The organism is uncultured Fretibacterium sp. (assembly GCF_938030725.1).
Classification (GTDB): Bacteria; Synergistota; Synergistia; order Synergistales; family Aminobacteriaceae; genus Fretibacterium.
Window position 1 is genome coordinate 1 of sequence record NZ_CALHIQ010000038.1, and the last position, 14325, is coordinate 14325.

The window sequence follows — 14325 nt, forward strand, 5'->3', positions numbered from 1 at the left end:
TACGGTTGACGGTTCTTAACGACTTAATCAGTGTTTCCCTAAGGCGATTTAGGAAACGCTGGCCGCGCCACTGCGGTTCCGAAAGGGGGGCGAGGTGCGCTATAATGAAACGGCAGCCTGCCGCCGCGCCCTTGAGGGGCCGGCGCCTCTGTCGAGGAAGGGCTGAGTTGGGGAGGCGTTTCTCTTGCGGATTCGCGATGCGGACAAGGTGACGGCGTTCATAGAGCAGTGGATGAAGGAGCAGGTGGTCGGGGCCGGGGCGCGGGGGATCGCGGTGGGCCTTTCGGGCGGCGTCGATTCCGCCGTGGCGGCCGCCCTGGGCCGCAGGGCCTTCGGGCGGGACATGCTGGCCGTCATCATGCCCTGCCACAGCCTTCCCGGCGACGCGGCGGACGCCCTTCTCGTGGCCGAGGCGCTCGACATCCCCCACAAGACGGTGAACCTCACCGCCGCTTACGACGCGCTGGTCCTGGCGATGAAAGGAGCGGGCGTGGAGCCGACGAGGGAAGCGGGGGCAAACCTCAAGGCGCGGCTACGCATGAGCACGCTCTACGCAGCGGCCCAGACGCTGTCGCTGCTCGTCTGCGGGACCAGCAACCGCTCGGAGTACGAAACGGGGTACTTCACGAAGTTCGGGGACTCGGCGGCGGACCTGCTGCCCCTGGCGGACCTCCTGAAGTGTGAGGTGCGCGCCGCAGCCCGCGCCCTGGGCGTCCCGGAGCGCATCGTCGCCAAGGCCCCCAGCGCCGGCTTCTGGGAGGGACAGACGGACGAGGGGGACATGGGCTTCACCTACGACGACCTGGACCGCTACCTGAGCGACGGGACGACACGGGACGAACCCTTCCGGGAGCGTGTCGAGGCCATGAGGCGCAGGAGCGGGCACAAGCGCCTGCCGGTCCCGATCTGCGTGCCGCGCGTCTGAGGCGACGCGGGCTGAACCGACGCCCTGGGACTGGATATACGGCAGGTTATAAGATAAAATTTAACCCTTATAAGGAGCCGGCCCCCTTGAGAGCTTGAGGGCGGGCTGGGGTTCAGGATGAAATTCTTTCGATGAGGTGATCTTTTTGTCAGGGCATTCCAAGTGGGCTAACATCAAGCACCGCAAGGCGGCGCAGGACGCCAAGCGGGGCAACCTTTTTCAGAAGCTGGTGCGGGCGATCATCATCGCGGCGAAGGAGGGCGGCGGTGACCCCGGCATGAACATGCGGCTCAAGACGGCGATCGAACGGGCCAAGGCCGTCAGCGTCCCTCAGGACAACATCACCCGCGCCATCAAGAGGGGCACGGGCGAGCTGGGCGACGTGACCTACGAGGAACTGCTCTACGAGGCCTACGGGCCCAGCGGCATCGCGGTGCTCGTCTCCGTGCTGACGGACAACCGGAACCGCACGACGCCCGAAATCCGCGCGCTCCTGACCCGCAACGGCGGACAGATGGGCGAGTCCGGCAGCGTCGCCTGGATGTTCGACCGCAGGGGCGTCGTTGAGGTGAAGGGCGAGGGGCTGGACGAGGACGCCCTGATGACCTGCGGTCTGGACGCCGGCATGACGGACATGGAGCCGTCGGGGGAGGGGTACACGCTCTACTGCGAGCCTGCGGAGCTGGACGCGCTCCACGCGGCCCTTGAGAAGGCGGGCTACGTCGTGGAGAACGCAGAGGTTTCCATGATCGCCAAGACGCCCGTCGAGGTGTCGGAGGTGGAGGCCGCGCGCAAGGCAGCGCGCCTGATCGACGTCTTGGAGGAGCACGACGACGTCCAGAACGTCTACTCGAACCTCGATATCCCGGACGAGGTCGCCGCTCAGCTGGACGCGGAGTGATGGCGCCGTCGGGCGAGAGGGTCTGTCTTGGGGTGGACCCTGGCCTGGCGCGGGTGGGGTACGGCGCCGTCGCCCGGAGCGGCTCGCGCTTTCGAGCCCTGGACTACGGGTGCATTGAAACCAGCCCGAAGCTGTCCTTCATGCAGCGCATCCTGCAGATCTATGCCAAGTTGGGGGAACAGCTTGAACGCTGCGCCCCCGCTTTTATGTCCGTGGAGCGCCTCTTCTTCGGCCACAACGCCACGACGGCGGAGTTCGTCTGGCAGGCGCGGGGCGTGGTGATGCTCCTGGCGGCCCAGCGGGGCCTGCCGGTCGTCGAGCCGAAGCCGAACCAGATCAAGCTGGCCGTCTGCGGCACGGGGGGGGCGGACAAGCAGCAGGTCCAGCGGATGACCCAGCGCTTCCTGGGGCTTGACCGGGTCCCTTCGCCGGACGACACGGCGGACGCCCTGGCGGCCGCCATCACCGGCTTCGCGCTCATGCGGGACGCGGAACTGAGGACGGTCGGGGCATGAGGTCGGGGAACCATAGGCCACTGGTCGGACGCCCCCTGAAGGTTGGGTCATGATCCGGTCCCTGACGGGCGTCGTCCTCGGCGTTTCGGAGATGTCGGTCCTGCTGGATGTGAACGGGCTTGGATTCGACCTCCTCTGCACACGGGCCGCCGCCGCGCTGTGCTCTGCCGGGCAGAGGGTGAGGCTCACGACCTACCTCCAGATATCAGAAGCTGGCGCGGCGCTCTACGGATTTGCCTCGGAGCGCGAGCGGGAGCTCTTTCTGAAGGTCGTGGCGATCAAGGGCGTCGGTGGCAGGACGGGGATGGCCATCCTCTCCGCGCTCTCGGTGGACGAGGTGCTGCGGGCCGTTTCCCTGGCGGACGTCGCGACCTTCACCCGTGCGCCGGGCGTTGGGAAGAAGACGGCGGAGCGGCTGTGCTTCGAGCTGCGGTCCCTCCTGCCTGACGGGCTGATCCAGTCCGCAGCCCAGGGGGAGAGTGCACCGAGCCGGACCGCCGACACGGTGGCGGAGGCCCTCGTGGGGCTGGGCTTTACGCAGGCGGATGCAGCCTCCGTCCTGACGCTGCTGCGCGCCGCACAGGGGGAGGTGTTTGACGGGCTGGATGCGGAAACGCTCTTGAAGCTTGCCCTGAGAGAACTGCACAGAGGAGGCCGTTAGCGATGTCCGAGGACGCGAGAACCCCCATCGAGGCGGAGGACGAGGGGCGTTTTTTCTCCTCTCCGCGCGCTGCGGAGGACGCCACCGTCCGCCCGCGCGCTCTTGTGGACTTCATCGGCCAGGAGAGGGTGCGCGAGAAGCTGCGCATCTATATCGACGCGGCCCGGGGCCGGGGCGAACCCTTGGACCACGTCCTCTTCTATGGCCCTCCCGGTCTGGGCAAGACGACGCTGGCGGAGATCATCGCCCAGGAGATGGGAGGGCAGCTTCGCAAGACGACCGGCCCGGCCCTGGAGCGGGCGGGGGACCTCGCCGCCATCGTTTCCAACCTTGAGGCCAACGACGTCCTCTTCATCGACGAGATCCACAGCATGCCGCGCCAGGTGGAGGAGATCCTCTACCCCGCCATGGAGGATTTTGAGCTGCACATCGTCGTGGGCAAGGGCCCCCTGGCCAAGACTATCGGCCTCGCCCTGCCGCGCTTCACGCTCTGCGGGGCCACCACGCGGCTGGGCCTTCTGACCTCGCCCCTGAGGGCGCGCTTCGGCATCGTGGAGCAGCTTTCACTCTACACGGAGCAGGAGCTGGCCCGCATCGTCCTGCGGGCCGCCGGGGTGCTCGACATACGCATCGCGGGGGACGCCGCGGTCGAGATCGCCCGCCGGGCGCGGGGGACGCCGCGGGTGGTGCTGAAGCTTCTGAGGCGGGTCCGCGACGTGGCCGCCGTCAAGGGGACGGGAGAGATCGATGCGGACATTGCGGGCCGGGCCATGGACATGCTGGACATCGACGCGGAGGGCATGGACGAGGGGGACCGCCAGATCCTGAGAGCGGTCGTCGAGCGCTTTGACGGCGGCCCTGTAGGGCTGGGGACCATTGCGGCGGCCATCAACGAGGAACCTCAGACCATCGAGGACATCTACGAGCCCTACCTGATCCAGAAGGGGTTTCTTGAGAGGACGCCGCGGGGGCGGCGGGCCACGTCCAACGCCTACGCCTACCTTGGGTGTCCCATGAGGCGGCGGCCGGACGAGGAACTGCGCCTTCCCTTCGGGGCGGAACAGGAGGAGGACCAATGACCGGAAACGCTGTGCAGGGGGCGGGCGGGGTGTCGCCCGCCCTGACGAGGCCCCTGCGGCTGTGGGGGCTTCTGGCCCTGTTGCTTCTGGCACAGCTTCCGACGAGGGCGGAGGCGCGGGACATCTACGTCCGCCTCTCCGCCGCGGGGAGTTACACCGTGGCCTCGGACGGGGCGATGATGCTGGTGGACGGCGGAGGCAAGGCTCATCCGCTGGGGAACCCTGCGGCCCTGCGAGTCGCCGGCGGACGGCTCCTGGCCGGAAAGGCGGCCTTTGCGCTGCCGATCCGGATAACCGGCGGAGGGCTCATGCGCTTCAACAACCGGCGTTATCGCGGCGCCTTCCTGATCACGAGCCGGGGCCTTCTGAACGTTCTGGACCTGGAGGACTACCTGCGGGGGGTGCTGCCCGCCGAGGTAGGGGCCTCCTGGCCCATGGAGGCGCTGAGGGTGCAGGCGATCATCTCCCGAACCTACGCGCTGCGGCAGAGCCTGGCCCGCGCCAGCCGGGGTTATGACGTCACCGACACCGTCGCCGACCAGGTCTACAGGGGAGCGGGGGTTGAAACGGCGGCGACCAATCAGGCGGTGGCCAGCACGGAGCGCGAGATACTGACCTACGGAAGCGAGCTGGCCTTCACGCCCTTCCACTCCGACAGCGGCGGACATACGGCGAACAACGCCGACGTCTGGGGAAGGGCCCTGCCCTACCTTGCCGGCGTACGGGAGCCCGTCGCCTACACCTCGCCCAACGCCTCCTGGTCGGTCCGGATACCGAGGGGCAGCATCGAGGCCGCCCTGGCGAGGATCAAGGCCGGCGTCGGGGCTCTTTCGGAGGTTCGGGTCGTCAACGTCGATAAGGGCGGGCGGGCTACGGCGCTGACCTTCACCGGCAGCCGGGGAACGAGCTCGGTAAAGGCCAGCCAGTTTCGGACGGCCATAGGACCCAACCTCCTGAAGAGCACCATGTTGACGTCACGGGCGGGGACTCCGCCCGTAACGCCGCAGCCACAGCCGGTGACACCGCAGGAAAGCCGTCCCGCGCCCGTGGATGGACGGCCGCTCCCCCCCGTCCCCACGTCGAGGGACCCCATGACGTTTGCTCAGGAAAAGCGCCTGGCGCAGATGACGGCGGACGGCGTCTTTACGACGTCGGAGTTGGTGGACATGCTCTCCAACCCGAACAAGAAGAAGGGCTACTTCTACATCGGCCTTCAGCGGACGGGCGGCAGCGCGCCGGCCCCACAGCCCGTACGGAAGCCCGCCCCCGTCGCGCCTGCTACGCCTGTCGCGCCGGTCGTGAGGGGCGGCGGCTTCACCGTGGCGCGGGAAGGGGACACCTTCGTCTTTTGCGGCAGAGGGTGGGGGCACGGCGTGGGGCTTTCCCAGTGGGGGAGCCTGACGCTGGCGAAGAACGGCTGGAAGGGCGAACGCATCCTGATGCATTACTACCCGGGGACGGAGGTCAAACGCTACCGATGACGACGATGGCGCCTCTCTTGCCGCTGCCGGGTACGGCTTCCACGGATCGGATGCCACCCCTTTCCCACGATGCGCTGTTCAGCCTGGAGACCTATGACTATCCCCTCTCCGAGGACCGCATTGCCCAAACCCCTGCGGAGCCCAGGGATTCGTCGAGGCTGCTGATCTGGGACGTGGGCTCCGACGGGGTGCGGCACTGCCACTTTCGCGACATCCTGGATTTCTTGAGGCCGGAGGACCTGCTCGTGCTGAACGACACGCGGGTCCTTCCCGCGCGGCTCTTGGGCAGGCGCGTCCCCGGCGGCGGAGCGGCGGAGGTCCTGCTACTCAGTCCTGCGTCGCAGGACCTGTGCTGCTGGCGGGCCCTGGTCCGACCTGGCCGGCGTCTGAGGGTCGGGGCGGAGGTGGAGGTGGGGGACCGCGCCCTCAGGATTGAGGCCTGCGAGGACGACGGGGTGCGGTTGGTGCGCGTGGGGGAGGGCCGTCGGGACGTCTTGAGCTTCCTCGACGCCTTTGGCCACGTGCCGCTCCCTCCTTACATTCACAGCGAGGGCGACTGGCGAGAGGCTTATCAGACGGTCTTCGCCCAGCGGGACGGCTCCGTGGCGGCCCCGACGGCCAGCCTGCACTTCACTCCCGGCCTCCTGGACGCCATCGACGCGATGGGCGTCCATCGGGCCTGGGTGACGCTTCACGTGGGGTTGGGGACCTTCCGCCCAGTCAAGGCGGAGGACATCCGGGAACACGTCATCCACGAGGAACCCTGCGAGGTCCCGGAGGAGACGGTGTGGGCCGTGCGAGAGTGCCGGCGGCGGGGAGGGCGCGTCATCGCCTCCGGGACCACCGTCGTGCGAACGCTGGAATCCATGACCGCTGGAGGCGGAGAGGTCCGTTCGGGCCTCATGGACACGGGCCTGTACATCTATCCGGGCTTCGAGTTTCAGGTGGTGGACGCCATGATCACGAACTTCCACCTTCCAAAAAGCTCCCTGTTGATGCTGGTCGCGGCCTTTGCAGCGAACCTGGGTGGCTTCAAGGGGCGGGAGGAGCGGGCGGTGGCCCGGCTGCTCTCCGTCTACAAGGCGGCGATGGAGGCGGGATACCGCTTTTTTTCCTTCGGAGATGCCATGTTCATACAGCGCTGAGGCGCTACGGCGCCGGGCCTTTGGCGCGGACAGGGCATGGATTATGAAAGTACAAGGTGCGGATGGACAATGAATCGACCGGTCAGGAAATTTCTCCCGGCGTTGGCGGTTCTCCTGCTGTGCGCCGGCGGTGCGGCCTTTTATTTCAAGGTCCCTGGTCCCGTCTGGGAGGGGCTTTTGCCCGTTCCGGAGGGGGAACTCGTCACCGTCCTGGTGACGCCGGGGACGAACGCGCGGCAGATCGCCCAGGCCTTCGAGGATCAGGGGGCCCTGGAGGGCAGCGCCGGAGACCTGGCCCGATGGATGGTCCGCTTTGGACTGGACCGGCGGATGCAGCCCGGATACTACAAGGTGGTGCGCTCCGCCCCCTGGTATGCGGCGCGGCAGCTCCGGGAGGCGCGGGCCTACCTGCTGCGGATGACCCTCATCCCCGGCGCGGACGCGTACTCGCTGCGCGAAGCCCTCTCCCTCGACGTCGCGTCGAAGGACGACGCGCTGCATCAGGCGGTCATGGACGACGCCAACTACCCCGAAGCGATGCGGGCAAAGCTGCCGGAGGACGAGTCCTCGCGTCTGGCCTTCCTTCAGCCGGAGAGCTATCCCGTGCTGGAGCGCACCCCGGCCGAACTTGTCCGAGCGGCCAGCGCCCACTGGTGGAAGCGGCTCGGCGCTGCCGCAGAGAGGATGACGAAGCAGGAGCTGCACCGGGCGGCCGTCATCGCCTCCATGGTGGAGCGGGAGGTCCTTCACGACTCCGAGGCGCCCAGGGTGGCCGGCGTGATCCAGCGCAGGCTGAAGGAGGGGATGCCGCTCCAGATCGACGCTACGGTCGTCTACGCCTGGAAACTCCAGGGCCGTCGGCTCACCAGGGTGCTGCGGAGCGACCTGGGGATCGATTCCCCCTACAACACCTATCGCGTTTCAGGGCTGCCTCCGGGGCCCATCTGCGTCCCCGGCAGCGCCGCCTGGGACGCGGCCCTCAGCCCGGAGGACGGCGGGGACTACTACTACGTAGCGGGGAAGGACGGCTACCATTACTTTGCAAAGACCTATGCGGAGCACCTGCGCAACGTGGACAGGGCGCGCTCCGGACTGTAGAAGGGAGGTATCCAGGTGGCCTCGAATTACGATGCGGAACGAGGGTCCGGCGAACAGGGTGGCCGCAGGGCGGCCGCGTCCAGGGGAAACTGGGGCGAGCTGGTCGTCCTGCTCCTGATCGCCGTTGACGTCTACGTCATGGCCTCCCTCTTCAACAGCTCCTGGGTCGGGCAGTCGGGGGGGCAGATCGGTGAATACCTGCGCACGGTCTGGGGCGGTGCGGTGCTGATCCCTCTTTTGTTCTTGCTGTACCTGTGCTTTGCGCGGCTCGTCCGCTTCCGCATCCCCCGGCCCCTGGGGCAGATTCTGGGGACAGCGCAGCTCTACGTTTCGCTGGCCTTCATGCTGGGCATCGCCCAATACGTGGGCTGGAACCCAACGTGGAGCTTCTTCGAGCCGGGGTCGGTGGGGCGGGGCCTGGCGCGCCTCTTCGTCCTGAACTTGGGGATGCTGGGCGCTCTCCTGGCGGCGGCGGCCTCCTTCCTGCTGGCGGCCTTCTTCTTCGGCTCCCGAATCCTTGCGCTGCTCGTGGCCGCCCTGCCCGCGGGGAACTCGGAGGACCCGGAGGCGGACGCCGACTCCGGACGAGAGCCGTCCCCCCCGCCCTCATCCCCGGCCCGGCAGGCCGCCGCCCGGTCCGAGGTCTACGTCGAGCGGGTGGGGAAGGTCCACCCCCTCCACGACGCCCTGCTCTCGTCGGAAGCGCAGGCGCCGGAGGATGGGGCGCGCCTGGTGCGTCACACCTCCACCGGCGGCGTCCCCTTCGACCCCCTGACGCCGGTCACCCCGAACGGCCTCGCGGGCCGGAGCTCCGCGCCGGAGCCGCGCCGAGTGCCTCAGGGGCAGGTTGTGGACGTTCCGCCCCCTCCGGACGGTCCCTTCGTGCCCGCTGGGCCGGAGGAGGTCGAATCCCCGAGCCCGTCACCCTTCCTGCGGCAGGACACGGCCGTTCCAGCCGACGAGCCTTCTTCTCCGGCGGCTCAGGTAGTTGGCGAGGCGTCGGAGAGGGAGGCGCAAGCCGAGGCGGCGGAGTCGCCGGCCTCCGACCGTCCCCCTTCCGCGGCACCGGACAGGGCGGAGGCCCCCCGTGAAGCGCCCCGTGGCGGAGTCCCGGAAGCGGGGACCGCTCAACCCAGAAAGACGGCGGTAGAGATTCTGGACGACCTCCTTTCCTCGCTGGAGGCCGGAACCTTCTCCGTGCGTCCGGACCTGCTGAAGCCCATGGACGGCGAGGTCACGCCTCACTCGACCGAACCGTGGGAGGCGCCCCTCCAGCCAAGCGGCCCGGCGGAGACACCAAAAGATCCGGTCATGTCGGAGGCGCCGCAAACGACACCCCCAGCGCCGCAGGCCCCTGAGCCTCAAGCGGCTAGCGCTTCGGAGGCACGGGCCCGCGATGCGGAGTGCGACGGACGAAGCACGGCCCTTCAGGCGGAGGTGCCGGAGGTGGTGTTGCCTGAGGAGCTCGACGAGAGGCGCTCTCTGGAGGGGGTCTTTCCGCCGCAGCTGGACCTCTTCGGCCCACCGGTGGAGGACGTGGCGGACCAGAAGGCCACGGCGGCGGCGGCGGCTCAGGGAGAGGTCATCGTCGAAACGCTGAAGAACTTCGGCATCACCGCATCCATCGCCCACATCGTGATCGGCCCGTCGGTGGTCCAGTTTCAGATCGAGCTGGCTCCCGGCACCAAGGTCAACAAGGTGGCGGGGCTGGCCAGCGACCTGACGATGGCCCTGGCCGTCGTTTCCGTCCGAGTGGAGGCCCCCATCCTGGGGCAGCACTACGTGGGCATCGAGATACCCAACTCCAAACGCCGGGGCATCCCTCTGCGGATGGCGATGGAGTCCCCGGAGTTTGCAGAGTGTCGGGCCGTATTGCCGCTGCAGATGGGGATGCAGGTGGACTCCAGCTTCCTGGTCTGCGGCCTGGAGGACATGCCCCACCTCCTCGTGGCGGGGACCACGGGGTCGGGCAAGAGCGTATTCGTCAACGCCTGCATCCTGGGGATGTGCTCGCGCCGCACGCCGGACGAGCTGAAGCTGATCCTGGTGGACCCAAAGCACGTGGAGTTCGCCATCTATGAGGGGTTGCCCCATCTCCTGGCCCGGCCCATCTCCGACTCCCGCAAGGCCATCGACGCCCTGACCTGGGCCGTTCAGGAGATGGAAACCCGGACGGAGAACTTCGCGCGGGCGCGGGTGCGCAGCCTGGCCCCCTACAACGAGAAGGTGCTGCCGAAGGACCGGTACCCGAACATCGTGGTGGTGGTGGACGAGCTGGCGGACCTCATGTACACCGCGGGCAAGGAGGTGGAGGGCCTCATCGCCCGCCTGGCCCAGAAGTCGCGCGCGGCGGGCATCCACCTGATCCTCGCCACTCAGCGCCCCTCGGTGGACGTGATCACGGGGCTGATCAAGGCGAACGTGCCCGCGCGGGTGGCCTTTGCCGTGCCGTCACAGACGGACTCACGCACCATCATTGATACAGGGGGTGCCGACAAGCTGCTGGGCAAGGGGGACATGCTGTTCCGCAGCACGCGCTTCCCCCGCCCTCTTCGCCTTCAGTCCCCCTTCATCACGGAGGAGCGCACGCTGGACTTCGTGGAGTACATGAAGGACGTGTTCGGCCCACCGGACTACATCGAGTTTGCGGACAGCAACGGAGGCGGGGGCGGGGACGGCCGCGGCGGCAACGGCGCCGTGGATGACCCCAAGATGGAGGAGGCCATCCGCACCGTGATGGAGACGGGCATCACCTCCGCCAGCGGGCTGCAGAGGCTCTTGAGCATCGGATACCCCAAGGCCGGCCGCCTCATCACCGCGATGGAGCAGTTGGGCATCGTTGGGCCCCAGATGCCCAACAGCACGAAGCCCCGGCAGATACTGCTGGACGAGGAGAGCGCCTTCGAGGCGTTGGAGCGTGCCAGGACCGGAGGAATCTTCGACGAGGACTGAATGTCTCCCGCTGCTGTGGGGCCTTGTGATATAATGTAACAGTCGGGGTTTTTCGACCCCGGCGAGGATTTTGTGCTTCAACGGTTTTAATTTTTGGGGGGAGGTTTTTTCTATGGCTAAGGCCAAAGTGGATGCTGGTACGTGCGTCGGGTGCGAGTCCTGCGTTGGGGCATGCCCCGTTTCCGCCATCTCGATGACGGACGGACACGCGCAGGTGGACGAGGGCAAGTGCGTCGAGTGCGGCAGCTGCGTTTCGACCTGCCCGGTCAGCGCCATCTCTCAGTAGCCTGTTTGAGGCGAAGCTTCGTTCGACGGGGGAGACCCCGTCGTTTTTTTATGCCCTGCGCTTAAGTTTTTTCCCTCAGCGCCGATAAAAATAAGTGTAGTGGCTCGACTTGCGGGGAGGTCGGGGGCGCAGCCCGCTCTCGGACTTCATCCGAACGTTTTGTTGAGGGATGTGGTACACTACATAAAGTAAGGCTTTTCGTCTTTTGTGTTTGTTCTGCGCGCTCTTTTCGGTGTGGACCAGGATGGTCTTTGGAGGCTTTTCAGAACTTTGGGAGACGGGACAGGATGGCCCGTCTGCAGGAGGTTAGGACAGTTATGAGGATTTACCACAACGTACCGGCGCTTTTCGCGTACAACGCACTGAACAACACCAACAGGTCGCTTCAGAAGTCCATTCAGACCCTTTCGACGGGCTTGCGCATCAACAGCGCGGCGGACGACGCCGCGGGGCTGGCCATCAGCGAGAAGATGCGGGCCCAGATCAGCGGCATGAACATGGCGGTCCGCAACGCGGAGGACGGCGTTTCCATGCTGCAGACGGCGGAGGGCGCCCTGTCCTCGACGCACAGCATCCTCCAGCGCATGAGGGAGCTCGCGGTGCAGGCGGCGAACGACACGCTGACCCAGCAGGACCGGGAGTACATTCAGCTCGAGGTCGATCAGCTGAAGGACGAGATCAACCGCATCTCCACCGCCACCCAGTTCAACAACAAGAAGCTCCTGGACGGCACCTCGGCGGGCATCTGGTCCTCCACGGATCTGGCCACGAAGGCGTACATCCGCGGCTCCCTGCGGGAGATCGACCAGTTCGGCCAGAAGAGCGCCTTTGAGGGCAACTACAAGATCAGCATTACAGCCACGCCGGGGCAGGCCGAGGCCAAGAAGACGGACATCTTTAGAATCAAGCACCCGAACGTCACGATGGGGGTCAGTCTGAACGACCAGGCCGGGATTGCCGGGCTGCGGGTGGACAACCTTCCAGCAGGGAGCTACACGGTGAAGACGGCCGCTGCGCCAGCAGACTCCGCCGCGACGCTGACGGGGCAGTACGGGTTCAAATTGGGCAAGTCCTACACTGCCGAGAGCACGTCCTTTCAGGTTAACGACAAAGGTGCTGCAATAACCTGGAATGGCGATAAAAAACTGACAATCAAGGTCGGTGGAACCCAGATCGGCAACGAGATTACATTTACTAACGAATCTCTGGAGGACGCCCTAACCAAAATCAAGGCGGAGCTGGCCAAGTCGACGCTGGATGGGGTCACCCTGAGCGCGGAGATGGACACCAGCGGCGGCGGAACCAAGGGCAAGATCGTCATCAAGGCCTTTAAGGTGGGGGGCCAGGCGGACGACGTCAAGATAGAGCTCTCAGGGGGAGCGACTGCTGGTACTCCTACAGCAACTGTGCCCTTTAATTCCACCGCGGCTAATGGTGTGGAGCGTAACGTCACCTTTGCCGATATTCTCGACGCGAAGGTAAAGGACGCGGACCTTGAGAACAACGCTAGCATCCTCTACGAGGTGGTGTCGGTCGACGCTCAGTCGAAGAGCGTGACGCTGAAGGCGACAGCCAACGTGCTGAGGCCAGACGGCAGTGTGGTCAACAGGGTGAACGATAACATCGTTCTAACGGAGAAGGCCTTTGTGGACCTCAGCAAGAGCCTGGGGCTGGGCAAGGAGGGGACGGTCACTCCCCCCAATGGGACGGACGGAGCCCTTCAGATGAGCCTGAAGGAAGGGATGACGAGGTTCTTCAGCGTTGGAAACAAGTTTGTCTACAATGTGACGAAGAAGGCCGCTGCAAACGCTCAGACGGTGGAGATCGAAGGGCAACAGACGAGTACGTGGCCCTACAACTGGGGCGGATCGGTTTCCGACGCCACCTTGAAGTTTGGCCTGGACGCGAAGAAGGTGATGGAGAAGGAGCTGCACTTCCGGAACTTCTACCTCAACGACAAGAACGGCACGGTCTACGAGGGCGACATCGTCCTAACCACCAACAAGACCGAGATGACGGCGGGAAAGACGCTGGCCACGTTCGAGGCGGCCTATATTGGGCAGGTGGCCAAGAGCGACGTGAAGCTGCGGGATCTGGAGAAGTTCTGGACCAGCCAGGGCGTCTTCATGTTGACGGACCCCCAGACGATCACCATCTCCCAGGGGGACGGCAAGAGCACCACGATCACGCTCCACGCCACGGACACGCTGGGCGAGCTGCGCAGCAAGCTGAACGACGCCATCGCCAACGGCCTGGGGCAGGCCCGCTTCGCCGTCAGCAACGCTAACGACTTCGTGACGTTCGTGGGCAAGGGCACGGAGAAGGACTACGGCCTTGAAACGGTGCCGGGGACCTTCATCATCCGCTCCTTGGTGGCCGGAGCGGCGGGCCGGCTCTCCTTCAGCGGCAACGAGGACCTGGTCAACGCCCTTTCCCTGAACGTGGTGCAGGAGGCGAAGGAGAACTCCTTCACGGCCTCCGTGTACGACGCCCACACGGGCGCGACGATCGCGAGCAACGTGAAGGTGTCCGGCAACCAGCTCATCGGCGTGATCCACAAGAACGTGGACGTGGAGTTCGACCCCATGGCCAACATCAAGGTGACCTGGAACGAGAACCTGCGGAACTTCGTCCTGTCCGCCGACGGGACGCCCTACGAGACGGTGCTGCACATCGTGGACAACAGCACGATCTTCCAGGTGGGGGCGAACGAGGGCGAGGACCTGGCGATCGACATCGGGAACATGGGGGCGAACGCCTTGGGCGTTACCCGCGTCATCGTGACGGACCGCGGGTCCGCCGCGCGGGCCATCACCATCCTGGACACGGCCATCGGAAAGGTCTCCACACAGCGCGCCAAGATTGGCGCCTACCAGAACTCGCTGGAGCACACGGTGTCGAACCTGACCACCACCAGCACGAACCTGACGGCGGCGGAGAGCCGCATTCGGGATGCGGACATGGCCAAGGCCATGATGGAGTTCGTGAAGCTGCAGGTCTTGAACCAGTCGGGTACCTCGATGCTGGCCCAGGCGAACCAGCTTCCTCAGAACGTCCTGAGCCTCTTGAGGTCTTAAGGTAACCCGCAAGAACCGATCGACAAAAGCTGCCCCCCGGCCACAACCGGGGGGCAGCTTCGTCAACTCACTCCTGCATCGACGGAACGTAAGGTGTGCAGGAACGCCCGATTCGTTCAGCTTTCCTTCAGGGCCTCGATCTCATCCAGAGAAAGGCGGGTGAAGCGCGCGACGGACTCCGGGGACATCCCTTCCCGCAGCATGG

The 14325-nt window shown here is 66.1% G+C and carries 11 protein-coding genes; all 11 read left to right on the top strand.

Annotated elements, in window-relative coordinates; all coding sequences use genetic code 11:
• Nucleotides 1–184: 184 nt before the first annotated feature.
• The 11 genes from nadE (at nt 185) to Q0629_RS02495 (ending at nt 14120) form a co-directional block, all read left to right on the top strand.
• Nucleotides 185–925: an NAD(+) synthase gene (gene nadE, locus Q0629_RS02445; protein ID WP_298778491.1), complete on the top strand. Its 741-nt coding sequence runs from the start codon at nt 185–187 to the stop codon at nt 923–925.
• 145 nt (nt 926–1070) lie between these two features.
• A complete protein-coding gene (locus Q0629_RS02450) occupies nt 1071–1826 on the top strand; it encodes a YebC/PmpR family DNA-binding transcriptional regulator (protein WP_298778512.1) in 756 nt (251 codons plus the stop codon).
• Nucleotides 1826–2341, top strand: a complete 516-nt coding sequence (ruvC, locus tag Q0629_RS02455) for a crossover junction endodeoxyribonuclease RuvC (protein WP_298778513.1) — start codon at nt 1826–1828, stop codon at nt 2339–2341. Before Q0629_RS02450 ends, ruvC begins: the two co-directional genes overlap by 1 nt.
• A 49-nt stretch (nt 2342–2390) precedes the next feature.
• Entirely contained in the window at nt 2391–3002 is a 612-nt protein-coding gene (ruvA, locus tag Q0629_RS02460; RefSeq protein ID WP_298778493.1) for a Holliday junction branch migration protein RuvA, read from the top strand.
• Nucleotides 3003–3004: 2 nt separating this feature from the next.
• Entirely contained in the window at nt 3005–4081 is a 1077-nt protein-coding gene (gene ruvB / locus Q0629_RS02465; protein ID WP_298778496.1) for a Holliday junction branch migration DNA helicase RuvB, read from the top strand.
• The gene (locus Q0629_RS02470; RefSeq protein WP_298778499.1) at nt 4078–5562 is read left to right on the top strand and encodes a SpoIID/LytB domain-containing protein; all 1485 of its coding nucleotides are present in this window, start codon (nt 4078–4080) and stop codon (nt 5560–5562) included. Before ruvB ends, Q0629_RS02470 begins: the two co-directional genes overlap by 4 nt.
• The gene (gene queA / locus Q0629_RS02475; RefSeq protein WP_298778501.1) at nt 5559–6707 is read left to right on the top strand and encodes a tRNA preQ1(34) S-adenosylmethionine ribosyltransferase-isomerase QueA; all 1149 of its coding nucleotides are present in this window, start codon (nt 5559–5561) and stop codon (nt 6705–6707) included. Before Q0629_RS02470 ends, queA begins: the two co-directional genes overlap by 4 nt.
• Nucleotides 6708–6809: 102 nt before the next feature.
• Nucleotides 6810–7805 carry an endolytic transglycosylase MltG gene (gene mltG / locus Q0629_RS02480; protein ID WP_298778504.1) on the top strand — a complete coding sequence of 332 codons (996 nt, stop codon included), beginning with the start codon at nt 6810–6812 and terminating at the stop codon, nt 7803–7805.
• Between the two features lie 15 nt (nt 7806–7820).
• Nucleotides 7821–10757 carry a DNA translocase FtsK gene (locus Q0629_RS02485; RefSeq protein ID WP_298778505.1) on the top strand — a complete coding sequence of 979 codons (2937 nt, stop codon included), beginning with the start codon at nt 7821–7823 and terminating at the stop codon, nt 10755–10757.
• A gap of 112 nt (nt 10758–10869) precedes the next feature.
• On the top strand, nt 10870–11043 hold the full coding sequence (locus Q0629_RS02490) for a 4Fe-4S binding protein (RefSeq protein ID WP_298778508.1): 174 nt from the start codon (nt 10870–10872) through the stop codon (nt 11041–11043).
• Nucleotides 11044–11360: 317 nt separating this feature from the next.
• Entirely contained in the window at nt 11361–14120 is a 2760-nt protein-coding gene (locus tag Q0629_RS02495; protein WP_298778510.1) for a flagellin, read from the top strand.
• The last annotated feature ends 205 nt before the right edge of the window (nt 14121–14325 follow it).